Source organism: Agrobacterium deltaense RV3 (assembly GCF_900013505.1).
Classification (GTDB): domain Bacteria; phylum Pseudomonadota; class Alphaproteobacteria; order Rhizobiales; family Rhizobiaceae; genus Agrobacterium; species Agrobacterium leguminum.
In genome coordinates, this window is the sequence record NZ_LT009746.1 from 602,682 (window position 1) to 627,317 (window position 24,636).

Here is a 24,636-nt window from a genome sequence, read left to right on the forward strand (position 1 = left end):
AAATCCGCTTACAAAAGATTGAGACCGCGGATGAAAAGACCAGCAAATCATGCGGCATCGCGCCAGCCCGCTATACCGGGTTTTGTTTTGGCAATGCCGCTTTATCCTTCAAAGACAATCAACATTCCCGGCATCCTTCTCACGACATTCGTTTTCGCTATTGGCTTCTTCATTCAATGCAATGTGGCGACCAGCAATATCGGCCTGCGTTTCCTCAACATTACCGACATGCTGGTGCTGATGACGCTGCCCGTCATCGCCCTGCTTTACATTCGCTGCCTGACGCTGTCGATTATCCTGTTTTATCTTCTCCCGCTGACGATGCTGTTTGTTCTTACGACGCTCTTTGCAGATGCGCGCGGTGATGGCGAGTTTTACACGACGGCGATGACCTATTTTTATGCGGTCTATTTTCTGTTCTTTGCCTATATGCTGTTCAAGGAAAACCTGCTCGAACTGTTCTGCTGGGGCGTATTTGCGGGCTTCATAGCGGTGACGATCCTGCTTTTCCTGGACATCGTCATCCATGACCAGCTCGCCTCCCTCGGATTGTCGTTCATGTTCGATGAGGCGGGCGTGCTGGAGCTTGCGGCAAAAGGTGAGATAACGCCGCTGCTTTTGCGCGTCGAAAAGGCAGGCGGCATCTGGCCCGTTGGCAACACGGCTGGACCGGCCTTCGCGCTGGCCGGATCAGCAGCGGCCTATGTCGCCGAACGCCACAAGCGCCCGGCACTGTTTGCCGTGTTTCTGCTCGTATATCTTGCCAGCTTTACCCTTACGCTTAACCGCTCGGGGGTGTTTGCCGTCCTTGCCATCGGACTCTATTTCTACGTCCGGAATTTTTCGGTCAAAATGCTGCTCAGCACCTATTTCGGTTTTGCCTTGTGCGCCCTCGTCATCGCCGCCGTGTTGCCGCTCGGCGCTTTCGACTTTGCGGAACAGGCCTTTTCGAAACGTTTTCTCGAGGACAGCAATAGCAGCAACAACTTGCATGAGCGGTGGGAGACGATCACCGGCGGCTTTCAGGTCATGTTCCAACATCCTTTGGGCATAGGATTTACCGCGCGATATGAAGAACTTGCGCAGATATCGAGGATCGGCACGCCACATAATGGTTTTATGGCCACCGCCTATGCTTCCGGGTTGGGATTTTGCATCATGAGCGCCTTCGCGCTCTTTTATGTAATTCTCCGGAAACGGAAAATCGGCTTTTTCGCCTATTCGGCAATCGGCGTCATTATCGGCTATCAATTTGAAGAGCTGAATTTCAACCCCGTCTTCATGGCCCATGTGGGACTTGCGCTTGCCTATGCCGCCATTGATCTGGACTTCAGACTTTTCCTGAAAAACACGATGATGCGGATGCTCGGAACGGCAGACAATGCCCGCAACCGGGAAAAAGGAAGCCTCATCGGAAACAGGCCGGGTCTAAGTCCGCCTATGTTCTGACCGAACGCTTCAGGCGACGTCGACGATCTCGATCTCCCTACCGCCCAAACTGACGAGATCGCCGGCCGCTTTTCCCATCAGCACCCTTGCAACCGGGGAAACATAGGACATCGTTCCCGCAGCGGGATCGGCCTCATCCTCGCCGACGATCCGGAACCGTTGCGTTCGCCCGTCATCGCGGCTGAATGTCACCAGGCTTCCGAAAGCGACGACGCCATCCGCTGGCGGATCAGGCATCAACTGCGCGGTGCGGACCCGCTCGGAGAAATATCGCAGATCGCGCAGCGAGTTGGCGGAAATGCGTCGTCTTTCATTGATGTCTTCAATGGCATTGGCCGCCTCGCAGGCTTCGCGCGCCAGACGCAACTGCTCTTCCAGCGCCTGCAGCCCGGACTGCGTTACCAGATTGGGATGAGGCGAGATTACCCGATCCGGCAGAACGGTTTCGGCTGCGGTTTCCGCACTGTCTTCCTTGGTGAAGGCTACGCTCAATCCTGACACTCCATTCCGATATGCCTAGCGACATATTTGCGACCCGCCCCAATCTTGCCACCGCCCGCAGGGACACCGCAAGACCGTGCTGCGCCGGTTCAAAAAGGAATATGTAACAGGCGGAAGCGGGTCATGACAACGCACCTCCTCAACAGCTGAATGCAACCGCAACGGAACATACCCCTCATATTTCGGCCTAACAGGAGGCTTTTTGCCCTGTTAGGGTGTGCAGCAGGAGGAGTGAGACACCAACGCTAACGGACAGGAGACGGTTCATGGCCCGGACAGTAGTGAATGCGCTTGGAGACACACTCTATTACAGCGGCAGTTCCACGGGATTTTTCTCCGCCACGGGTTCCGGCCCGCTGCTCACCGGCACCGCAGGCAATGATTCCATGTGGGGCGACAGTTCCGTCAACGTGACCATGGCGGGCGGCACGGGCGACGATATTTATTATCTCTATTCGAGCATCAATCGCGCCGCCGAAAATGCCGGGGAAGGTATCGACACCATCGATACCTGGATGAGTTACACCCTGCCCGACAACTTCGAGAATCTGCGGGTAACGGGTGACGGGCGTTATGCCTTCGGCAATTCGCTCGACAATATCATTACCGGCGGGTCGGGCAGCCAGACGATCGATGGCGGGGCCGGCAACGACGTGCTGATCGGCGGCGGCGGGGCCGACACCTTTGTTTTCACGAGCGGCAACGGCACCGATCTCATCACGGATTTCAGCGCCAATGACACGATACGGCTCAATGGCTACGGCATCACCTCTTTCGATCAGCTTGTCGGCAGCGCCACGCAGCAAGGCAGCGACCTGTGGCTCAATTTTTCGAATGGCGAGACCATCGTTCTTGCTGGAACGACCATAGACGACCTTCAGGCCGACCAGTTCGAACTCAGCCTCGACCGATCGTCCCTCACCCAGACCTTTGCCGATGAATTCGATACGCTGTCGCTGCGCAGCGGCGATCAGGGCACCTGGGACGCCAAATATTGGTGGGCGCCGGAAAAGGGAAGCTCGCTGACGACGAATGGCGAGGCGCAATGGTATATCAACCCCACTTATGCCGGCACATCGGAGGTCAACCCTTTCAGCGTCGAGAACGGCGTTCTGACCATTACCGCCGAGGAGACCCCGCAGTCGATTGCCGACGAGGTCGAGGGGTATGATTACACCTCGGGGATGCTGAACACCTATTCCTCCTTCAGCCAGACCTATGGTTATTTCGAAATCCGCGCCGATATGCCGACCGACCGGGGCGCCTGGCCTGCCTTCTGGCTCCTGCCCGAAGACGGTTCCTGGCCGCCGGAGCTCGATGTCATCGAAATGCGCGGTCAGAACCCCAATACGCTCATCATGTCCGCTCATTCCAACGCCACCGGTGAACAGACCTCAGTCATCAACAATGTCAGCGTGCCGAGCACCGAAGGGTTCCACACTTACGGCCTGTTGTGGGATGCCGAGCACATAACCTGGTATTTCGACGATGTCGCCGTGGCGCAGACGGATACGCCCGATGATATGCATGACCCCATGTATATGGTCGTCAACCTTGCCGTCGGCGGTACTGCGGGAACGCCATCGGACGCGGATTTCAGCGACGGCTCGCAGATGATGATCGATTACATCAGGGCCTATTCACTCTCCGACTGGGCCGCATGAATTAAAACGCCGGCAGTCGCATGGGGACTGCCGGTGTTTCAAACATCAGCCTGTCGGCTTACGCCTCGTCCAGGCCCATCACTCGGCCGCGAGTTGGGTGCGGGCGCTATTTAGCGCGATCAGATGCCGCGCCGTTTCCAGGCTTGCGGGCTGTTCGGCGCGATAACGGCGGCCGATTTCCATCATCAGTACGGTATCGGGCAGGAAGGAAAGTTCCGAGAAGATGTCCTGCCAGTCGATATCGCCCCAGCCGAGCGGCATGTGCAGATCGCCGATGCCGAGTGCTGTGTTTTCCTGCGGGAAATAGGGCTGATAGAAGCCCTGCGGGCGGCCGAAGGAATCGTGCACATGCAGATGGCCGGCAACCGGCGCCATGGCGCGAAGTTCATGGCGGAAATCGAGGCCACGATAGGTGGATTCGAGATAGGCATGGCTGAAGTCGATCAGCGCAACGAGATTGTCGTGACCGACAGCCTTCACGGTCTCTGCCACTTCGGCCGGCGTCTGGCGATATTGGCCGGGTTCGGTGGAGAAGATATTCTCAAGGGCGATGCGCACGCCATAGGGCCGGCAGAATTCCGCCAGTTCGAAAAGCGCTTCCCGCTCGCGGCTGTCTGCATCGGCCCGTTCGGCGATCTGGTCGGCACGCAGCGCGCCGCTATGCTGGACGAGAATGCCCGCGCCGATACGGTCGCATAGAACGGCAAGCGCCTTGGCCGCATCGATCTGGTAACGGCATGTCACCGGATCCATGAAATTCGAAGAGACGAGACCGTGCACGGTGTAGCGGAAGTCGAACTGCTTTGCGAGCGACACGAAACGGTCGGCGCGCTCTTCGATGATCCGGCCGCCGGCGATCATGTCGAGGCTTGTTGCGGCGATTTCCACGGTATCGCAGCCAATTTCGGCAAGCGCGCGCAGATCGCATTCGAGGGTGGCCAGTTCGCCATCATCCGAGTCGGCGTTGAAGCCGGTACCTATAAGATTGCTCACTTCGTCATCTCCAGGGCAAGAAGGTCATGGGAGTTCAGACGCCGCACATGCGACGCCACTTCAAACAGGTCCGGGCGGTCGATATTGACGTCGTCTATCCCGGGCGATGCGATGTCGTAAGAAAGTCCCAGGTCGCCGCCGTGTTGGTAAAAAGCGACCGGGACATGATGATCCGTTTCCGTTGAAACCGATCACTCAATTAAGTTTCTTCATTTACAGCTTTATGACATTTCCGCAGGCAAACAGCAGGGAGAGCGGGCGTTCGCGGCCGGACAGGCGGCGGCATCGTGAAGAAGTGCGCGGGAGGCTGTCAAAAGGTCAGGTTGCGGACACTCGGGTCCGCTCAAACGGCGAAATGGCCGCAAATTGCGGCGATAGGCCTGCGCGCCAGAGGTCGAAACCGGATGTCTTCCGGCGGGAGGTGCTAACCGAGATTGTGCACCATGAAATAAATCAGCCAGCAATGCGCGATGGCCAATATCGCCCAGGCCCATTTTGCGGCCCTGATATCGGCATCGACAATCCTGTTTCGGATTTCGGCCCCGCCCGACGCTTCTTTTCCGGCTCGATCATCGCCGACGGCGGATGCGGGCAATGTCTGGAAAACGGGCTCGCTGACAACATAGAGCCTGTCGCTGCGCAGAAGCGGGCGCGGCTCGTCCTCAACGCTCTCCGCATCGGAAAGAATATCGTCGTCGGAAACGCAATTCACCGCCACAAGCTGCGATGACATCCCCCCGTTACGCACTTGACCTCTATTGGGCATCATAATGTTCCACACAATAAAAATAAAAATATTCCCGGGTGACTTCCGATAAAGCCGTGCTTTACCGGACATGCCGCAATACGCGCATCCATGCCTTCCGCCCGTTAACCCAAAGAGCGCCCCCCGCGGTCAGGCCATCGGGACTCCCGGCAGACCACGCCTGCCCGCATAGGGTTTTGCCTCCCGCTGGATCAGGAAGACGGATTTTTCCACCGGCAGCGGCTCGATCGTCCGGTAACGCTGAAACCGCCTGGAATATTCGAACCGGATGAGCCTGTCGTCGAACTTGCCCGCCAGAACGCGATAGCCGTTGACGAATTCATTCAGGATTTCCAGTTCTTCTCCCCACACCCAGCCGCCGTAGGACGTCCCCTCATTCGAACGCAGCACGATCTCGAAAAAGTGCCCGCCCGCCACCAACGGCATCCGAAAGAGAATATCGAGATTATCCTCGTCCTCTTCGTCGCCCTTTTCCGCCGACAGCCTGGCATGCGCGACCTTCGCATGGACCAGCGCCGAGACCGGATAGAACGGACGGCCCTTGAACCACATGAATTCACTGACCGCATATCCGACATCGTCGGCACGCTGGTAAGGCTCGATACGCGGCTCGAAGGCCATGTAGCTTCCGTTAAACGCTATCACTGTCGAAAATTCCCGATGCCTGCCCGTCGCATGTCCGCTGTTTTCCACCCGTCATTCATGCTTCTGTCTGCGACAATAGGCAGGCCGCGTCACACCAGCGTCAAATGGAACGCTATGATGACTTTCAATTTCCCGGACACGTTGTTAGATGATGATTCATGAGGGGACGAAAGTGGCTGGGAACGCTGAACTGATACCGATCCGGCTTTTTGGCACCCCGCGCTGTGATGCGGTGCGGGAGGCATTTTTCCCGTCCAAGGGCTTCGCCCTTACCGCCGCCCTCATCCTTGCGCCGAACCAGTCCCTTTCCCGCCAGCATGCCGCATCGCTGCTGTGGGAAAATGTCGAGCAGAAAAGGGCTCTCGGCAATTTGCGGCAGCTCATTCTCCGCCTACAGAAACTGCCCAATGAGGACGATGCCATCCTTCTGACCGAAGGAAACGACCTGAAGGCCGGCAAGCTGGCTCAGCGCACCGACCTTGCCATCTTCCTTGCCGGCGCAAGGGCCGAAGACCCGATGCGGCGGCTCAACGCGCTGCTCGAATTCGGCGGCGAGTTGCTGGAGGGGCTGGAGGCCGGGCAGGACCATCTTTATCTCTGGCTGCTTTCGGAGCGCCGCCGTCTCAGGGACCTGTTCTTTTCGAGCTACACCCAGCTTCTGGAGGAATTGACCCGCTTCGGCCGCGCTAGCTCGAACGACATCGCCAGACTTGCCGAATGCGCCTGCAAGATCGAACCGGAGCGCGAAGAAACCTACCGCGCCGCCATGGCGGCCTATGCGCGGATCGGAAATATCAGCGCCTGCGAGGGCATGTACCAGCTTCTGATGGAGCAGCTTCGTCAGGAGGGTCGTTCGCCGGAAGCGGAAACCGTGGCGCTGAGGCGGAGAATACAAAGTCTGACCACCACGATAACGGCCCCCGCCGAGCCGGAAGAAGGCAGTCGCCGAAAATCAATGGCAAAACCGCGCGTCGCATTCGTGCGCCCGGCACGGGTCGACGGACAGCCGGTCTCGCCGGTCATGCAAGCCTTCGTCGAGGATGTCGCCAACAGTCTTGTCCGATACCGCACCTTCACCGTCCTTTCGCCGCACAGCACCTTTGCGCTGGCGCATGACCGGGCCGATGACGGCTACGCCATGCTGCGGGCGGATTACCGCATCATTTCGACCGTGTTCGACGAAACCCGCATGTCGGTTGCGCTGATCGAGGATGCGAGCGGTGAAATCGTCTGGTCACTGGAAGCGGTCCTGACCGAACGACATATCCACGCCGCCTTCCGGCTGCTCTCCAAACAGGTGGCGGCGGCGCTTGCCCGCGAAATCGAGCGGCTTCAGGTGGAGCCCGACCGCAACCATAGCGGCGAGGCCTACCGGCAATTGCTGGAAGGCCAGCAGCTTCTGCGCGGCAAATGCGATCTGCCGCTTCTCAGAAGAGCCCGTTCGATGTTCCGCAAGGCCGTCGATCTCGACCACAGCATGGCGGTTGCCCGCGCCCGCGTGGCACAAAGCCTGCAGCTGGAATGGCTGATGCTGGGCGGAAACGACCCCCATCTCCTGCACCGCGCCAAGGCGGAGGCCGATTCTTCCGTCGAGATCGACCCCGCCCTCGGTGTTGGCCATTGGATGTGCGCGGTGGTGGCGCTCTACCAGCGGGACTTCGACATCTCCGCCGAAAAATTCTTTGAGGCGGAGGCGCTGGCGCCCAATTCGGCCGACCTCCTGCTCCAGCATGCCGATGCGCTCGCTCATTTCGGCGATGCGGAAATCGCCTGGGAGAAGTTCCAGCAGGCCATCGACCTCAATCCGCTGGCGCCCGACATCTACTGGTGGGCTGGCGCCAGCATCGCTTTCAAGCGCGAGGACTACGGCACGGCGGTGGAACTGTGCGGGCGGATGGAAAATGACGAGCCTGCGCTGCGCGTCCTCACCGCAAGCCACGCGCTGCATGGCGATCTGGCCTCCGCCCGGGAATCCGGCAACAGGCTTCAGGAAAACTATCCGGGTATGACGGCGAGGGAGATCAGCAGCCTGTCTCCAGACCGGGACCCGATAGCGAATGAAAAATTCTATCACGCACTTCGATTAGCTGGGATTAAATAGGAGATACTATGTCCTCGCATTTCTTCATTGTCGGAAAAAAGGGTTTCGGCGTTCTCTTCATTCGCACGGCGCCGCTCAGGGTCGCGTCCGTGTCGCATGAGACGATTGCCGCCTATGAAGCCAGCCATCCCGGCGTGGATGGTTATGCCCGCGTGGCAGCCGCCGCAAAGTCCATGCTCGTTCGCCAGAACGGCCAGCCGGAAGCGGAACTGGACCAGGTTCAGATCCAGGGCATCGAAGCCCTCGTCTCCGGCGGCGCAGTGGTTTCCGAAGCCGATTTCGCCTTCATCGGCGAAGTGAACGACGCCGGCTGGGATTTCAACCGCATGGTACAGGCGCCGATCGAAGCGGCCCTGAAGGCTGTCGGCCCGGCCGGCTCCGTCACCGGCGAGCTGTTCGACGCCATCCTTGCCGACGACAGCAACACGGCGCCCTGATCGCGGTCTCGCAGCCTTGACCGGCGCCGATGCTCCCATATCAGCGACAGCGGCTTCAAGGCATGTCGACGCTTCGTTCTTCGATCCCGGACTGCTTCGGCGGTTCGGGATTACCCGTGTCGGCGACGTGACCGGCCTCGATATTATCGGCATTCCCGTCTGGTTCGCGGCCCGGCCCAATTCGCGCGGGCTGTCCGTCTCGCAGGGCAAGGGGCTTGTCGCGGAACAGGCCCGGCTATCGGCGATCATGGAGGCGATCGAAGGCGCGGTCGCGGAAGAAACCCGTAAACATATCGCCGCCTTCAGCTCCGTTCAGGAGATGCGGGATAAGGGAACTCCTCTAATTCCTTTCGAAACCGTCGGCAGGGTCGATTGCGACGCGCTCGATCCGCGAAAAGAACGCGCCTGGGTGAAGGGCACATCCATTCGCCGGCAGGGGGAGGTTTTTGCGCCTTACGAACTTGTCGGCATGGATTTCCGGGTGGATTTCCCATGGGACCGGCAGGCCTTCCACATGAGTTCCCAAGGGCTCGCGGCGGGGTTCGACCATGACCATGCGGTCCTCCATGCCCTGCTCGAACTCATTGAAAACGATGCCTGCTTTCTCGTCGACACTTTCGAGACGCGCGCCATCGCACCGCGACCGATCCTCATTCCGACGGGCCTCGATCCTTCCTTCGACGGTCTTGTTCAGCACCTTTCGGATATCGGCCTGCCGCCGTCCCTCTTCGACATGACGAATGGGCTTGGCGTGCCGGTGGTGATGGCAAGCCTTCCCCGGTCGCTTCAGGCGCAGGACGGGCCTGCCACCCGCAGCGCCGCCGGGGCCGCCTGCCGGCCTGATATCCATAGCGCTGCCATTGCAGCCTTGCTGGAGGCGATCCAGTCGCGATTGACCGATATCAGCGGCGCGAGGGACGATCTTTCCCCCCTCCGCTACCAGCGGGATATGGTTGCGGCCGGGCCTTTGGCCCCTGGCGTGCAGCCGATGGAAAGGGTGCCGGCCAATCTCGATTTTATACATGACGCGTCTTCGCCGCCATGGCACCAGCTTACGACGCACCTGTTCGGCGGCGGCATCGAGGATATCTATGTCTTTCCGCTGGAAACGGAGGTATCCGGCCTGCATGTGGTGCGGGTTCTGGCAAGCGGCCTTGCTCCGGCCGGCGGCGGCCTGCAACACATCTCGCAGCGCACCCTCGATCACCTGCTGACCGTCGGAGGCCTCGGATGAAGCCGGTGGTTTTTGCAGGCCCGTCCATCCACGGCATCGCAGGCGAACATATGTCCGGTCTCGATCTTCGCGGTCCGGCCGCCTGCGGCGATATTTTCGATGCGGCTCGGCAAGGTGTGGGGACAATCGGGCTGATCGACGGGCTTTACGGCGATTGCGCCGCCGTCTGGCACAAGGAAATCCTGTTTGCACTGGCGAGCGGCGTTACCCTTTTCGGCGCCGCCAGCATGGGGGCGCTCAGGGCGGCGGAATGCGCCCCCTTCGGCATGATCGGCATCGGCGAGATTTTCGAGGCCTATCGCGACGGGCGGCGTTTTTCCGATGCCGATGTGGCGGTGAGCCATGCACCCGGCGCGCTCGATTACCGCCCGCTGACAGTCGCGCTGGTCGATGCCGAGGCGACGCTCGCCGTCTGCCGCGAGACGGTCGCTCCAGAGGAATATGACGCGCTCACCTGCGCAGCCAACAATCTGCATTTTACCCGCAGGACATGGCGCGCCGTCGCCGCGGAAGCGGGCCTCGGCTCCCAGACGGCAAATCTGCTCGCAGCGAATGCGGTTTCCGTCAAAAGAAACGATGCGGCCAGGCTTCTGGCAATGCTCACGGGCGAAACGTTGCCATCCCCACCGCCGCCATCATGGAAACTTCAGAATACGATGTTTTTCCAGCAATTGGCAGCAAGGCAGGCGGCAGGGGACAAAAGGTCTTGAGCGCCATCCAGCCCCTGCCTCTTATGCCCGATTGCGGCGGGCTGATCCGCACGATTGCGCTCGCACTACCCGCCGCTTTTTTTGCGGAAAACAGGGCCACTGACACTGTTTCACCGCTCATTCCAATCGGAAACCTGCTCTCGGCCCTGCCCGCAGATATCACCGCTTTTATCGTGACCGATCAAGCCAGTCTCGCGTCAGCGCGAGACTGGCTCGGCAGCCTGCCAGCCTCCTGCGGCACCGAGCTGATACCCCTTGCCGGAAATGACAGCGTTTCGCATCCTTGGATACAGGACATCTTCCATGTGCGTGCGATTGATCCCGCGACAGAATTCGTCCTGGTGGCGGAGAAGGCCATCGGCGTCAGCCTGGCCGAATATCTGGGAGCGGCAACCACGCATGCGGATGTCGCCTTGGCAGGCGGCAACCAGCTTGTCGGCCCGGATTTTCGGCTGGTGGGCCATGCCAGCCTGCAGGATGACAGGGGGATAGGAAGGAATGCGGCCATCCCTTCGCAGCGGTGGCGAAAAATTCAGGCTCTCGACGGCAGAAACATCTTCAGTTTCGGATATCGGCCGGAAGATCTCGGCAAAGTCCCGGTCTCTTCCGATTTTTCCGCGATGGAAACTTGCGGAGCGGAGATTGCCGGCAAAAAAATGCACCAATGCGGCTTCCACGTTGACCAGTTCGTTTCAGTCACCGGTCTGAGAAGCGGCGGCCGGCCGCGATTGCTCGTTGCCGACCCTGTCGCGCATGGCGGATGCAATGCCCGCGCCGCAACCGAGCTGAAACGAAAACTGGACGCCTCGTCACTTTGGCTCGCGCGACAGGGCTTTGCGATAGAACGAAATCCCATCCCGCTTTCGCCGGCCATCGACACCAACAAATGCCTGCCCCGACTTTACAACAATGTCCTTCTTGAAAATGTCATACGTTCCGGTCAGAAACGGCCATTCGTCTGGATTCCGCATTTCGGCGATACCGAGTCGCTTGAGGAGTTCGATGCAATGAACCGAGAAATTTGGGACAGAATGGGCTTTCAGACCATCGGCGTGGCCGGATGGAGCCATCTTTCCAGCCGCAACGGGGCGTTGCGTTGTGCAACAAAAATAATAAATCGCGGGCCGGACACGCGATTATGAACGAAAAATCGTGCAATCTCGTCAATAAAGCGTCATAATACCCGTGGAAATTGTGTTGAATGTATACCTTCAACGATATTAATTGATCATCGGATTTAGGAACCTCAACCGGAGGAATTTGTAATGCACGCCAAACTACCCAGCCCGATCGACGTCCATGTCGGCGCACAAATCAGAATGCGCCGCAAGTCGCTCGGCATGAGCCAGAGTGCACTGGCCGGGCGATTGGGCATCACCTTCCAGCAGGTCCAGAAGTATGAAAAGGGTGCCAATCGTGTCGGCGCGTCCCGTCTGCAGGCCATTGCGTCGATTCTCGGCGTTGAGGTCAGCTCCCTGTTCGCCAATGCCACGCCCGATGGCGACCCCGCCAATCCGGCCCTTGGCACGATCAATGCCATGCAGACCTTCGTGGCCTCGAATGAAGGCTTCTCGCTCAACCAGGCCTTTTCGCGCATCAAGAGCGCCGCTGTGCGCAGAAGCATCGTCGCTCTCGTTACATCGCTCGCCGCCACTGAAGCGGCGGAAAATGCCGCCGCGCCGGCGGACAAAAACGACGATTGACGCAGGTGTGACGCTCGCGTGACGCTCGATGTGGTCGAAAATGAACAACGCAACATCATCGCGTTTTCATACTGTCGACTGTCGAGAGGGAATCATGGCGGCGTCTACCACAGATATACTTGAACAGGACAATGCAGACGAGATTCTGGCGCTCGGGCGGATGGTTTCCTATCTTTGCCAGCGCTCGAAATCTCTGGAACTGGGCATGTCGACCTATTTCCTTGAGATGGCATTGTTGTCGCTGGCCCAGGACATCAATCAGCAGGGTCTGCCGCCGGTAAGCGCAGAGCTGAATGTCGGCGCCTTCGCTCAAGCCGATCTGCATTGAGCGCTTTCGTAACGGCGTAGATTCGCCGGGATTGAGCGTTTCCATACCGATCTCCAGTCGCAGCCCGGAAACGTTCTCTCTGCCTGTCCGGCTGGCTCCATCCTCCCGGAGAGGCATTCATATGCCCTCCCCCAATTTTCAGGCGTAAGCCATGATGGAGGCCCGGTTCTCGCCGGGCCTCCATTCATATCAAAGCACCGCGCGGCGAAGCTCGGCAGCGGCGGCGACCATGTTGACCAGAGCGGGCCTCACCTCTTCCCATTTACGCGTCTTCAAGCCGCAATCCGGATTGACCCAGAGCTGCCGGTCGTCAAGCCGCTCTCGCGCCAGCGCCAGAAGATCGACCATTTCTCCAACCGCCGGCACGCGCGGCGAGTGGATGTCATAAACGCCGGGACCGATCTGGTTCGGGTATTTGTAGGTCCGAAACGCATTCAGCAGTTCCATCTTCGAACGCGAGGTCTCGATGGAGATCACGTCGGCGTCCATGGCAGCAATGGCATCGATAATCTGGTTGAATTCGGAATAGCACATATGCGTGTGAACCTGTGTGCGGTCACCCACGCCGCTGGAGCAAATGCGGAAGCATTCCACCGCCCAGCCGAGATAATCCGGCCAGTCCCGGTGCCGAAGCGGCAGTCCTTCACGAAGAGCCGCCTCATCGATCTGGATTATCTGCGCGCCGGCTGCTTCGAGATCATTGACCTCATCGCGGATGGCGAGCGCGATCTGGCGGCATGTCAGGCTTCTGGCGATATCGTCGCGCACGAAGGACCAGTTGAGGATCGTCACCGGCCCGGTCAGCATGCCCTTGACGGGTTTGTCGGTGAGCGACTGCGAATATTCCCACCAGCGAACCGTCATCGCTTTCGGACGCGACACGTCGCCGAAAATGATGGGCGGGCGCACATAACGCGAACCGTAACTCTGTACCCATGCATGCTGGGTGAAAGCGAAGCCGGAAAGCTGTTCGCCAAAATATTGCACCATGTCATTGCGCTCGAACTCGCCGTGCACGAGAACGTCGAGACCGATTTCCTCCTGCCAGCGAATGGTCGCTTCGGTTTCCTTCTCCAGGAATTTTTCATATTGCGCATCGGTCAGCGCGCCCTTGGAATGTGCCGATCTGGCCTTGCGCACCTCCGGCGTCTGCGGGAAAGAGCCGATGGTCGTCGTTGGGAAAAGCGGCAGCGCGATGGCCTGCGATTGCACTTTCTGCCGCTCGGCAAACGGGCTCGCCCGCTTCCTGTCGGCCTCGCCAATCGTCGCAATACGCTTCTGCACGGCGGCGTCCGTTACCTTCGGTGAGGATGCGCGCGCGGCAACGGCCTTGGAGGCAGCCGCCAGTTCCGTCGCGACAGCAACCTTGCCCTCACCGAGAGCCTTGCCGAGCGTGGCAAGTTCGCCGAGCTTCTGGGTGGCGAAAGAAAGCCAGCTTTTGAGATCGGCATCGAGGCCGGTTTCCAGTTCGAGATCGACCGGGACATGCAGCAGCGAGCAGGAGGGCGCGATCTGAAACGCCGCCGCACCGCGTGCCGCGATGGCGGGTTCCAATCGGGTAATGATTGCAGCGAGATCAGCGCGCCAGATGTTGCGGCCGTCTATGACACCCAGCGACAGGACGCGATTTTCCGGCAACGCGTTTAACGCCGCCTCCAGCGCATCGGGTGCTCGCACCAGATCGATATGAAGGCCCGCGACCGGAAGCGCTGCGACGGCTTCGAGATTGTCCTCAAGCCCACCGAAATAGGTGGCGAGCAGGATTTTCAGATCCGGCGCGGCCTTCGACAAAGCCCGATAGGCCACAGCCAGCGCGTGACGCTCCCCCTCGGAAAGATCGAGCACGGCGACCGGCTCGTCGATCTGCACCCAGTCCGCACCGGCCGCGCGCAGGCGACGCAGCAGCTCTTCATAGACGGGCAGCAGCCTCGCCAGCAGATCGAGCGGCTTGAAGGCTGCCTCGCGCGCCTTGGCAAGCTTCAGGAACGTGACCGGGCCGAGAATGACCGGACGCGTATGGATACCGAGCGCTTTCGCCTCAAGGAAGTGGTCGACCGGCTTTTGCGAGGTGAGCACGAAGTGCTGATCCTCTGAAACCTCCGGCACCATGTAGTGATAGTTGGTGTCGAACCATTTGGTCATTTCCAGTGCCGGAACGCCCTGACCATGATGCGAATGTCCTTCATGCCCATTGCCGCAGCCTGCATGCCCTTCGCTCTGGCTGCCGCGCGCCATGGCGAAATAGGTGGAGAGGGAAACATCTCCACCCGCCCATCCATAGAGGGATGGAATGGCGCCCACCATCACGGCTGTATCTAGGACATGATCGTAAAGGGAAAAATCGTTGGACGGGATATGGGTAATCCCCTTCCCACGCTGAAGCGCCCAGTTTTCGGCGCGCAGCCTGGCTGCGGTTTCGAGCAGTTCCGTCTCGGAAATCTTGCCGGACCAGAAGCCTTCAAGCGCGAACTTCAGTTCACGATGGCGTCCGATCCTCGGAAAACCGAGCGATGCGACTGGAATGGTCTTGTCTGGCATTGTCATACCCCATTTGGTTGTGGGGGCATGGGTAAAGCGGACGCGCGCAGGCCCAGCCTGTGCCGGACCATTGCAGCAACCACCGGGACACCCCGCCCGTGGACGTTATTTTGTCCTGGCAGGTCTCCTGGCTTACGGGTCGTCGCCTTTGTCCGTCTTCCCGGGGTTTACCCCAGTGACGTGTTGGACAAAGGCTCGCCGCTTACAGTTGCGGGGGCAGCTCCGGTCTTGCCGATCGTCGGCGCACCGGATTCCCTCTTAGCTCCGGGATCGAACAAACAAGCCCGGAGAACCATGACACCCGCATTTCTCACCACGGGCGTCACGATGTCAATAGACATAAAGAAATCTTTATATCTTTATTTCACTGAACTCAGAGCGCCACCGCACCCGGCCCCGGCACCGCACCGGGCGGCACCTTGCCCAAAATGATCATGCCAAGCACTTCGTCCTTGGTGACGTCCTGCGTGCGGGCATGGCCCACCACCTTGCCGTTCTTCATCACGAAGACCCGGTCGGCCAGATCGAAGACATCGTGAATATCGTGGCTGATGAGGAAGATGCCGATGCCCTGCCGTTTCAGCTCCTTGACGAGATCGCCCACCTGCGCCGTTTCCTGCGGCCCGAGTGCGGCCGTCGGCTCGTCCATGATGAGGATGCGGGCGTCGAACAGAATGGCGCGGGCGATGGCGACGGATTGCCGCTGGCCGCCGGACAGCGCCTTCACCGGTTCCTTGAACCGCCGGAAATTGGGGTTGAGACGCCCCATGACCTCGCGGGCCGAGGCTTCCATGGCGACATCGTCAAGTGTGCCCCATTTCGTCTTCAGCTCGCGGCCGAGATAAAGATTGGCCGCCGCATCGACGTTATCGGCCACGGCCAGTGTCTGGTAGATGGTCTCGATGCCGTATTTCTTGGCGTCGCGCGGATTGCGGATATCGGCATCCTCGCCATTGATGAGAATATCCCCGCCATCGCGCCGATAGGCGCCGGAGAGGATTTTGATCAGCGTCGATTTGCCCGCGCCATTGTGGCCGAGAAGGGCGACCACCTCACCGGGGAAAAGATCGACAGAGGCGTTTTCCACCGCATGGATACCGCCGAAGGAAATGGAAATATTGCGCATTTCCACGAGGGGCGTGACTTGGTCCGTCATAGGAGTTCTCCTCGGTTCTTACTTGGCGCGGGCGCGGTAGATGGTGTCGAGCCAGACGGCGACGACCAGGACCACACCGACGACGATGCGCTGGAAGGGCGTATCGATGCCCACCAGCACCATGCCGGATTGCAGCGACTGCATGACGAGCGCGCCGAGCATCGCACCCGCTATGGTTCCGACACCGCCGGCAAGCGAAGTGCCGCCGATGACGGCCGCCGCGATGGTGTAAAGCTCGTCCAACTCGCCCTGGGCATTTGTGGCCGCGTTGAGACGGGCGGTGGAGATGGCGGCGGCGATGGCGCACAGAACGCCCATCAGCGTGAAGATCTTCACCGTCACCCAGCGGGTCTTGATGCCGGCGAGTTCGGCCGCTTCCGGATTGCCGCCGATGGCGAAGACATAACGGCCGAAACGCAGCCGTGTGGCGATGAAAGTCATGACCGCACCGACGGCGAGCGCCATCAGCACCGGAATGGCGATGCCATGCGAAATGAACAGACCGCCTTCAGGCCAGGCGATGCCATTGGCATCGGCATAGTTGCGGGCGATGTTGACCGGCCATGGATAGCTGTTGACCACCGCCACGAAACCGATGACGACAAGGCAGCCCAGCGCGGCCAGAAAATATTCCGCCCAGACGGGCCGCAACGGAAAGCCGAAACGGCGGCGCTGATGGCGGGAGTTCAGGATGGCCGCAATGATGGCGACGCAGGCGATGACAGCGGCGATCCAGCTCCATGTCGCGCCGATCGAACCGCTGGTGCCGCCGCCCATCAGTCTGAAGGTGGAATCCATCGGCGCCACGGTGCGGCCGCTGGTGATGAACCAGGTACCGCCGCGCCAAACGAGCAGGCCGCCCAGCGTGACGATGAAGGACGGCACGTTGAGGAAGGCGATGATGGAGCCCTGCAACATGCCGATGGCGCCGCCGACGAGAATGCCGACCATAAGCGTGACGATCCACGTGGCCCAATGTTCAAAGCCGAGGATCTGCGGCAGGATTTCCGCCTGCATGACACCCATGATCATGCCGGAAAAACCGAGGATCGAGCCGACCGACAGGTCGATGTTGCGGGTGACGATGACGAGCACCATGCCGGTCGCCATGACGGCCACGGACGCGGTCTGCACGGAGAGGTTCCAGAGGTTTCGCGGCGTCAGGAACAGCCCGCCGGACAGGATATGAAATCCGATCCAGATCAGAAGAAGCGCACCGACCATGCCGAGCAGTCTGGTATCCAGCTCGGTGGCGTTGATGAAGCGCGTTATCGAGCCTGTTTTTTCCGTCTTTTGCGACGCTGTAGTATTGGACTGGGTCATATCGGCCATGAACTGCCGGTGCTCCTCACATCTTAGAGCGTTTTCGCTTTTTTCTGGCGCATTTCCGGACGGAAAACCGGGGCCTACTTTTCCTAGAAATGCTCTAAAGGCGCCGCGCCATGAACCATGGCGCAGCGCCCGAACCGGGACCTATTCGATCAATCGCAGGCTTTGACCGTTTTAGCCTTCACGCCCTGGCAGGCCGTTTCCTTCTTGATCCAGCCAGCGTCGATGACGACGTTCAGATTGTCCTTCGTGATGGCGATAGGCTTGAGGAAGACCGACTGCATCTTCACTTTTTTCGGACCGCCTTCAAAGGTGGAGACACCCTTGATCTCGGTCATCTTCTTGCCGCCGGCCAGTTCCAGCGCAATGCCAGCCGCTTCCTTGCCAAGTTCACGGCTGTCCTTCCAGACCGACACCGTCTGCGTGCCGAGTGCGACGCGGTTCAGCGCGGCGAAATCGGCATCCTGACCGGAAACGGGAACCGAACCTGCCATGCCCTGCGCGGCGAGAGCGGCGATTGCACCGCCGGCCGTGCCGTCATTCGAGGCTACGACCGCATCGACCTTGTTGTTATTCTTGGTCAGGAACTGTTCCATGTTCTTCTGGGCATTTTCCGGCTTCCAGCCATCGGTATAGGCTTCGCCGACATTCTTGATCTTGCCGCCGTCAATGGCCGCCTTCAGCACTTCCTGCTGACCGGCGAACAGGAAGTCCGCATTCGGGTCGGAAGAAGAGCCCTTGATGAAGACGTAATTGCCTTCCGGCTTCACCTTGAAGACTTCGGCAGCCTGCAGACGGCCGACTTCCTTGTTATCGAAGGTGATGTAGAAGGCGTTCTGGTTTTCGATCAGGCGGTCGTAACCCACGACCGGAATGCCCTCGGCAACGGCCTTTTCAACGGCCGGACCGATCGCGTCGCTGTCCTGCGCCAGAATGATCAGCGCGTTGGCGCCCTGCGAGATCAGCGATTCCACGTCGGTGAGCTGCTTTGCGGCGGATGATTGCGCATCGGCGGAGATGTATTTCGCGCCGGCCTTGTCGAGCGCCGCCTTGATGGCCGCCTCGTCCGTTTTCCAGCGTTCTTCCTGGAAATTCGACCAGGAAACGCCGACGACGAGATCGGCCGCAATAGCCGCGGTATGCAGGGAAACGAGTACGGCCGTACCCGCCAAAAGCTTGGCAAAAGAATTCATGATGTCCTCCCGGTAAGGGCGAAGCCCCGCACCTCCATGCAGGAAAAACGCCCGGAAAAAGCTGCCGGTCTCTGTGGTTTCACAATTTTCTCGACAGTCGAGAAAATTAATGTCAGAGATTCCCCATGCTGTCAACAACGGCTGCGGGCAGCATCCGGGTGCCTTGATCTTCGCTCTGGCATGCGCCATCAGAGTGGATCAGCACGACAGGAAAAAGGCCGTTCAGGGAGCATGCCCCAGCCCATGTCCGCCATTGCAAGTACGGAACTGGTGCGCCAGAAAAACAGCCTGTCGGTGATGGCGGCGCTGCGCCTGCACGGCAACCTTTCCCATACCGACATGTCGTCTTTCACCGGGCTTGCCTCCGCAACCGTCTCCGCCATCACCACCGAGCTTGAGCGGGCCGGGCTCATTCTGCGGAAAGAGCAGCTCGCCACCGCCGGCCGTGGCCGGCCGCGCATTCTCTTCGGCCCGCGCGGCGCTTTCTGCCATGTCGCCATCGTCATCATCTCTTCCGACAGCGTGCAATATTCACTGGTCGATTATGCCGGCAAGCTGGTGGACCGCTTCACCGAACAGAGGATTACAGCTGAAAAAGGCACATTCGGCGGCGCGATCCTCGCTGGCCTCGCAAGACTTGCCGATCGCTCGCGCATCGACCGTCACGATATCCTCCAGGTCTCGATCAGCAGCAAGGGGCTGGTGGATGCGGCCGCGGCAACGCTTGTCTGGTCGCCCGTTCTCGGTGACGAAAGGATCGATTTCCAGCGACTCGTTTCCGGGGATGGGCGCATTCGCGTGACGCTGAACAACGAGACGCTGCTGGCCGCAAAAGCCATCTGGATGCGGGAGCAGGCACGGGAAAACCCGGCGCCGGAAGCCCTCGTCACCCTGTCGCTCGGCCACAGCATCGGTCTTGGCATCGCCCGCTCGACGGGCGACGCAATCGATGTCAGCGCCCCCAATTTCGGCCACATGCTGCATCTGGCCGACGGCGCGCTGTGCCGTTGCGGCACCAAAGGCTGCATCGAGGCCTATTCCGGGTTTTACGCCATCCTGCGTTCTGCTTTCGAAGCCCCGCCGCAGGCGGAACCGGCGAAATTCGTACCGATCGCCGAGGTGGACAAGATCGCCGCCTCGGCCCGCAACGGCGCGCGCATGGCGCGGTTCGCCTTCCGCACCGCCGGACTTGCGCTCGGCAACGGTCTTTCACGCCTCTTCAGCCTGCATGGCCATATGCCGGTCTTCATCACCGGCCCCGGCACCCGCTATTTCGATCTTCTGGAAAGCGGCCTGCGCGAGGGTCTGGCGCAATCGCAGGCGGTGCGTTTCGGCGGCATGCCGAAAATCGCTTTAGCGCCCAACGAGCCGGAACTGGTGTTCGAAGGGCACATGGAACACGCCCTTTCAGCTGCAGACGACTATATCCTGAGCGCCGACGGCCCGGAGAGACCGGTGAGGAATTCCGGGAGCTGACGGGGCAACCGGCGGTTTTTCAAGCCCGCTCGGCCACGGCTTCGGCCTCTTGCCCGCCACCCATCAGCAAAGCAACGAAGTCATCGAGACCGGCAGCCTCGTCCTTGTTGAGGCGCAGGCCCTGTTTCGTGCGCCGCCAGAGAATGTCCTCGGCCGCGCAGGCCCATTCGTGCTCAACCAGCCAGCGTACCTCGCATTCATAAAGCGTGCCGCCGAAATGCCGGCCGAGGCCGGAGACATCGGTAGCGCTGCCCAACAGTTCCGCCGCCTTGGTGCCGTAGTTTCTGACAAGTCGCTCGGCATGACGTCCGTCAAGGAAGGGATAACGGGAGACGAGCGACCGCACCTGCGCCTCATATCTCTCAGCGCCGAAATCGCCGCCCGGCAGGTGAGAGCCCGCCGTCCACGGCTTGCCCTTTTCACCAATCGCCGCACCGATCTTTTCCAGCGCATGTTCCGCCAGCCGCCGATAGGTGGTGAGCTTGCCGCCGAAAATATTGAGGAGTGGCGCCTCACCCGCTGTCTCTTCAACCTTCAGCACATAATCGCGCGTCGCCTCCTGCGCTTTCGATGCACCGTCATCAAAAAGCGGGCGAACGCCGGAATAGGTCCAGACGATATCTTCCGGCCGGACCGGTTCGCTGAAATAGTCGCTGGCCGCGTTGCAGAGATAGGAAATCTCCTCCTCGGAGATGCGAACCCTGGCCGGATCGCCCTTGTAATCGCGGTCCGTGGTTCCGATCAGCGTGAAATCGCGCTCATAGGGAATGGCGAAGATGATGCGGTTATCCGGGTTCTGGAAGAAATAGGCGCGCGGGTCGGAAAACTTCCTGCGCACGATGATATGGCTGCCCTGAACGAGCCGGACATTGTGCACGTCGTTGCGGCCGAAGACGCCGGAAAGCACCTTGTCCACCCAGGGGCCGGTGGCATTCACCAGCATACGCGCCTTGTGCGTGGCCGCGCGTCCGGTTTTTTCGTCCAGCGTCTCGATGAGCCACAGCTCGCCTTCGCGCCGTGCGGAAACGACCCGCGTGCGGTTCATGATCGTCGCGCCGCGATTGGCCGCATCGCGCGCGTTGAGGACCACGAAACGGGCATCATCCACCCAGCCGTCGGAATATTCGAAAGCCGTGGCGAAAGCCGGCTTCAGCGGCTTGCCCGCCGGGTCCCTGCGAAGGTCGAGCGTGCGGGTCGCCGGCAAAAGCTTGCGGCCGCCGAGATTGTCATAAAGGAACAGGCCGAGCCGGACCATCCAGGCCGGGCGCACGCCGCCTTTCTGGATGGGCAGGACGAAACGCATGGGCCAGATGACATGCGGCGCCATGGCCCAGAGGATTTCCCGCTCCATCAGCGCTTCGCGCACCAGACGAAACTCGTAATGCTCGAGATAACGCAGGCCACCATGAATAAGCTTGGTGGCGGCGGAAGACGTGCCGGAAGCGAAATCGCCCTTTTCCGCTAGCGCGACGGAATAGCCCCTGCCCACCGCATCGCGGGCAATGCCGCAGCCGTTGATGCCGCCACCGATGACAAAAAGATCGAAAATATTCTCGCCGGACATAGAGCCTCCACGACAGCGTCGGGGGATCGCACCCCCATCGTTGAAAGACAATTGCCATAAAAACGAAAATAAAACGAATGTCAAAAGAAAACAAACGAAACATGTTCCGGCAAAGGCGAACGGCAGCTGCGCGCCGTTCACCGTATGCCAGCCTCTTACGGGGTCTGTGTTTCAGCCGTATGTTTGGGAAACCTGCTCAAGCTCATAGAGCACGCCACCCATATCCTTCGGATGCAGGAAAAGAACGGGATTGCCATGCGCGCCGATCTTCGGCTCGCCATCACCCAGAATTCGAACGCCCTTTTTGACGAGATCGTCGCGCGCCGCGACAATGTCAGGCACTTCAAAGCAGAGATGATGCGTGCCGCCGCCCGGATTTCTCTCGAGAAAAGCGGCAATCGGCGAATCTTCGCCGAGCGGGTGAAGAAGCTCGATCTTGGTATTGTCAGCCTGAATGAAAACCACCGTCACGCCGTGTTCGGGTAGCGATTGCGGTTCCGAGACATCTGCGCCGAGCCCCCTATAACGGGCGATGGCGGCATTCAGATCGGGCACCGCGATGGCGACGTGATTCAATCTTCCGAACATGGCCGTCTTTCCCTCACGCGTTGCGCCTGATGCCTTCTAGCAGGTCGAGCACCTTGTTCGCAGCATCCATGACATTGGTGCCGGGGCCGAAAATCGCCGAGACACCGTGGTCGAGCAGGAACTGATAATCCTGCCGCGGAATGACGCCGCCGACGACGACGATGATATCTTCCGCGCCCTTCTGTTTCAGCGCCTCGACCAGCTGCGGCGCCAGCGTCTTGTGACCGGCGGCGAGCGACGACATGCCGACCACATGCACCTTGTTCTGAACAGCGAGATCGGCCGCTTCAACGGGTGTCTGAAACAGGGGGCCGGCCAGCACATCGAAACCGATATCACCGAAGGCAGACGCAATGACCTTCGCACCGCGATCATGGCCATCCTGCCCGAGCTTGGCGACCATGATGCGCGGCTTGGTGCCGATCCTCTCAGCCACACCGGAAAGCCGGGCGGCGAGCGTGGCAAGTTCCGGCTCGTCCTTGTAGGCCTCGCCGTAGATATCGCTCACCACCTCCGGCACGGCGGCATGGTCGCCGAAGGCCGCACGCAGCGCATCGGAAATCTCTCCCACCGTCGCGCGGGCGCGGGCGGCGACAACGGCGGCCTCGAGAATATTGCCCTTGCCGCTGCGGGCGATCTCGGAAAGTGCTGCCAAAGCGGCGGTCACGTCCTTGCCATCGCGGCGGCGGCGCGTTTCTTCGATGCGGCGGATTTGTGCGGCCCGCACGGCGGCGTTGTCGATATCGAGAACATCGATATCTTCCTCGTTTTCGAGACGGTAACGGTTGACACCGACGATAACCTCCTCGCCCTTGTCCACCGCCGCCTGCCGTCGCGTTGCCGCCTCTTCGATCAGCCGTTTCGGCAAGCCTTCCGCCACCGCCTTGGTCATGCCGCCAAGCGCCTCGACCTCCTCGATCAGCGCCCAGGCCTTCTCTGCCAGTTCGTCAGTCAGGCTTTCGACATAATAGGAGCCGGCCAGCGGATCGACGACTTTTGTGACGCCGGTTTCGTGCTGAAGGATAAGCTGGGTATTGCGGGCGATGCGGGCGGAAAACTCCGTCGGCAGGGCAATCGCCTCATCGAAGGAATTCGTGTGCAGCGACTGCGTGCCGCCCAGCACGGCGGACATGGCCTCGAAAGCGGTGCGGACGATATTGTTATAAGGGTCCTGCTCCTGAAGCGAGACGCCGGACGTCTGGCAATGGGTGCGCAGCATCAGCGACGACGCCTTCTGCGGCTTGAACTCCTCCATGATGCGCGACCAGAGCAGGCGCGCGGCGCGCAGCTTGGCAGCCTCCATGAAGAAATTCATGCCGATGGCGAAAAAGAACGACAGGCGGCCGGCGAAATCATCGACGTTCAGTCCCTTGGCCAGCGCCGCCCGCACATATTCGCGGCCATCCGCGAGCGTGAAGGCCAGCTCCTGCGTAAGCGTCGCGCCCGCTTCCTGCATGTGATAGCCGGAAATGGAGATGGAATTGAATTTCGGCATCTCCTTCGCCGTATATTCGATGATGTCGGCAATGATCCGCATCGAAGGTTCCGGCGGATAGATATAGGTGTTGCGGACCATGAACTCCTTGAGGATATCGTTCTGAATGGTGCCGGAAAGGGCGGCGCGGGGCACACCCTGCTCTTCCCCCGCAACGATGAAACTGGCAAGCACGGGAATGACCGCGCCATTCATGGTCATCGACACCGAGACTTTTTCGAGCGGAATGCCATCGAACAGGATTTTCATGTCCTCGACGCTGTCGATCGCCACGCCCGCCTTGCCGACATCGCCCTCCACACGCGGATGATCGCTATCGTAACCGCGGTGGGTGGCGAGGTCGAAGGCAACCGAAACGCCCTGCTGACCGGCGGCGAGCGCCTTGCGGTAAAAGGCGTTCGAGGCTTCGGCCGTGGAAAAACCGGCATATTGGCGGATGGTCCAGGGCCGGCCGGCATACATGGTGGCGCGCGGGCCGCGCGTGAAAGGCGCAAAGCCCGGCAGGCTGTCCAGATGGGAAATCTTCTGAAGATCGTCAGCGGTATAGAGCGGCTTCACCTCAATGCCTTCGGGTGTGTGCCAGACGAGCGTTTCCGGTGAACGCTTCAGCTCTTTCTCGGCAAGCTGCAGCCAATCCCGCGCCGTTTTTTCACCCGACATGCATCTCTCCCCTTCTGCATTTCATTTTAGCACTGTGGCCGGTGATCGTGACGAAAATCGAACGATCCGCCCGCAGGTCCGACCCCGTAAACCGCTCCGGCCCACA

General features: G+C 60.2%; 21 protein-coding genes and 1 riboswitch. Of the genes, 10 read left to right on the top strand and 11 right to left on the bottom strand.

The window, feature by feature from the left end:
* Positions 1 to 30: 30 nt before the first annotated feature.
* Positions 31 to 1,449 (top strand): O-antigen ligase family protein, encoded by a 1,419-nt coding sequence (locus AGR7B_RS25980; protein WP_162934188.1) that lies wholly within the window; start codon positions 31 to 33, stop codon positions 1,447 to 1,449.
* 9 nt (positions 1,450 to 1,458) lie between these two features.
* Here the strand turns inward: AGR7B_RS25980 and greA are convergent, their stop codons facing one another.
* Positions 1,459 to 1,941: a transcription elongation factor GreA gene (gene greA / locus AGR7B_RS17120; RefSeq protein ID WP_080857419.1), complete on the bottom strand. Its 483-nt coding sequence runs from the start codon at positions 1,939 to 1,941 to the stop codon at positions 1,459 to 1,461.
* 275 nt (positions 1,942 to 2,216) lie between these two features.
* On the opposite strand from greA, the gene eglC reads away from it, so the two are divergent.
* A complete protein-coding gene (gene eglC / locus AGR7B_RS17125; protein ID WP_080857420.1) occupies positions 2,217 to 3,614 on the top strand; it encodes an endo-1,3-1,4-beta-glycanase EglC in 1,398 nt (465 codons plus the stop codon).
* Positions 3,615 to 3,692: 78 nt separating this feature from the next.
* Here the strand turns inward: eglC and AGR7B_RS17130 are convergent, their stop codons facing one another.
* From AGR7B_RS17130 to AGR7B_RS17140, 3 genes are all read right to left on the bottom strand, one after another.
* A complete protein-coding gene (locus AGR7B_RS17130; RefSeq protein ID WP_080857421.1) occupies positions 3,693 to 4,607 on the bottom strand; it encodes a TIM barrel protein in 915 nt (304 codons plus the stop codon).
* A gap of 424 nt (positions 4,608 to 5,031) precedes the next feature.
* Positions 5,032 to 5,340 (bottom strand): hypothetical protein, encoded by a 309-nt coding sequence (locus AGR7B_RS17135; protein ID WP_236775008.1) that lies wholly within the window; start codon positions 5,338 to 5,340, stop codon positions 5,032 to 5,034.
* Between the two features lie 162 nt (positions 5,341 to 5,502).
* Entirely contained in the window at positions 5,503 to 5,994 is a 492-nt protein-coding gene (locus AGR7B_RS17140; RefSeq protein ID WP_080857422.1) for a hypothetical protein, read from the bottom strand.
* A gap of 172 nt (positions 5,995 to 6,166) precedes the next feature.
* Between AGR7B_RS17140 and AGR7B_RS17145 the strand changes: the two genes are divergently transcribed.
* From AGR7B_RS17145 to AGR7B_RS17175, 7 genes are all read left to right on the top strand, one after another.
* Complete coding sequence (locus AGR7B_RS17145) at positions 6,167 to 8,119, top strand: AfsR/SARP family transcriptional regulator (RefSeq protein WP_162934189.1); 1,953 nt, start codon at positions 6,167 to 6,169, stop codon at positions 8,117 to 8,119.
* 8 nt (positions 8,120 to 8,127) lie between these two features.
* Entirely contained in the window at positions 8,128 to 8,556 is a 429-nt protein-coding gene (locus tag AGR7B_RS17150) for a hypothetical protein (protein WP_003520863.1), read from the top strand.
* A 37-nt stretch (positions 8,557 to 8,593) separates the two neighbouring features.
* The gene (locus AGR7B_RS17155; protein WP_080858147.1) at positions 8,594 to 9,790 is read left to right on the top strand and encodes a YcaO-like family protein; all 1,197 of its coding nucleotides are present in this window, start codon (positions 8,594 to 8,596) and stop codon (positions 9,788 to 9,790) included.
* Positions 9,787 to 10,500, top strand: coding sequence for a TfuA-like protein (locus AGR7B_RS17160; RefSeq protein WP_080857423.1), 714 nt, complete (start codon positions 9,787 to 9,789; stop codon positions 10,498 to 10,500). Before AGR7B_RS17155 ends, AGR7B_RS17160 begins: the two co-directional genes overlap by 4 nt.
* A complete protein-coding gene (locus tag AGR7B_RS17165) occupies positions 10,497 to 11,642 on the top strand; it encodes a hypothetical protein (RefSeq protein ID WP_080857424.1) in 1,146 nt (381 codons plus the stop codon). Before AGR7B_RS17160 ends, AGR7B_RS17165 begins: the two co-directional genes overlap by 4 nt.
* Before the next feature lie 123 nt (positions 11,643 to 11,765).
* The gene (locus tag AGR7B_RS17170; RefSeq protein WP_003520859.1) at positions 11,766 to 12,203 is read left to right on the top strand and encodes a helix-turn-helix domain-containing protein; all 438 of its coding nucleotides are present in this window, start codon (positions 11,766 to 11,768) and stop codon (positions 12,201 to 12,203) included.
* Between the two features lie 94 nt (positions 12,204 to 12,297).
* On the top strand, positions 12,298 to 12,531 hold the full coding sequence (locus tag AGR7B_RS17175) for a hypothetical protein (protein ID WP_065657079.1): 234 nt from the start codon (positions 12,298 to 12,300) through the stop codon (positions 12,529 to 12,531).
* 189 nt (positions 12,532 to 12,720) lie between these two features.
* Here the strand turns inward: AGR7B_RS17175 and metE are convergent, their stop codons facing one another.
* The 4 genes from metE to xylF form a co-directional block, all read right to left on the bottom strand.
* Positions 12,721 to 15,069 (bottom strand): 5-methyltetrahydropteroyltriglutamate--homocysteine S-methyltransferase, encoded by a 2,349-nt coding sequence (gene metE, locus AGR7B_RS17180; protein ID WP_080858148.1) that lies wholly within the window; start codon positions 15,067 to 15,069, stop codon positions 12,721 to 12,723.
* A gap of 100 nt (positions 15,070 to 15,169) precedes the next feature.
* Positions 15,170 to 15,381, bottom strand: a riboswitch (cobalamin riboswitch).
* A gap of 61 nt (positions 15,382 to 15,442) precedes the next feature.
* Complete coding sequence (locus AGR7B_RS17185; protein ID WP_078053354.1) at positions 15,443 to 16,225, bottom strand: ATP-binding cassette domain-containing protein; 783 nt, start codon at positions 16,223 to 16,225, stop codon at positions 15,443 to 15,445.
* An 18-nt stretch (positions 16,226 to 16,243) separates the two neighbouring features.
* The gene (locus tag AGR7B_RS17190; RefSeq protein WP_078053353.1) at positions 16,244 to 17,557 is read right to left on the bottom strand and encodes a sugar ABC transporter permease; all 1,314 of its coding nucleotides are present in this window, start codon (positions 17,555 to 17,557) and stop codon (positions 16,244 to 16,246) included.
* Positions 17,558 to 17,706: 149 nt separating this feature from the next.
* Positions 17,707 to 18,747: a D-xylose ABC transporter substrate-binding protein gene (xylF, locus tag AGR7B_RS17195; RefSeq protein ID WP_065657077.1), complete on the bottom strand. Its 1,041-nt coding sequence runs from the start codon at positions 18,745 to 18,747 to the stop codon at positions 17,707 to 17,709.
* A 243-nt stretch (positions 18,748 to 18,990) separates the two neighbouring features.
* Here xylF and AGR7B_RS17200 point away from each other — a divergent pair, with 243 nt between their 5' ends.
* Complete coding sequence (locus tag AGR7B_RS17200) at positions 18,991 to 20,223, top strand: ROK family transcriptional regulator (RefSeq protein WP_162934190.1); 1,233 nt, start codon at positions 18,991 to 18,993, stop codon at positions 20,221 to 20,223.
* Positions 20,224 to 20,242: 19 nt separating this feature from the next.
* On the opposite strand, the gene AGR7B_RS17205 is transcribed toward AGR7B_RS17200, so the two are convergent.
* From AGR7B_RS17205 to scpA, 3 genes are all read right to left on the bottom strand, one after another.
* Positions 20,243 to 21,787, bottom strand: coding sequence for a glycerol-3-phosphate dehydrogenase (locus AGR7B_RS17205; protein WP_080857426.1), 1,545 nt, complete (start codon positions 21,785 to 21,787; stop codon positions 20,243 to 20,245).
* Positions 21,788 to 21,958: 171 nt separating this feature from the next.
* Positions 21,959 to 22,375: a methylmalonyl-CoA epimerase gene (gene mce / locus AGR7B_RS17210; RefSeq protein ID WP_080857427.1), complete on the bottom strand. Its 417-nt coding sequence runs from the start codon at positions 22,373 to 22,375 to the stop codon at positions 21,959 to 21,961.
* Between the two features lie 13 nt (positions 22,376 to 22,388).
* Positions 22,389 to 24,530, bottom strand: coding sequence for a methylmalonyl-CoA mutase (scpA, locus tag AGR7B_RS17215; protein WP_080857428.1), 2,142 nt, complete (start codon positions 24,528 to 24,530; stop codon positions 22,389 to 22,391).
* Positions 24,531 to 24,636: the final 106 nt, after the last annotated feature.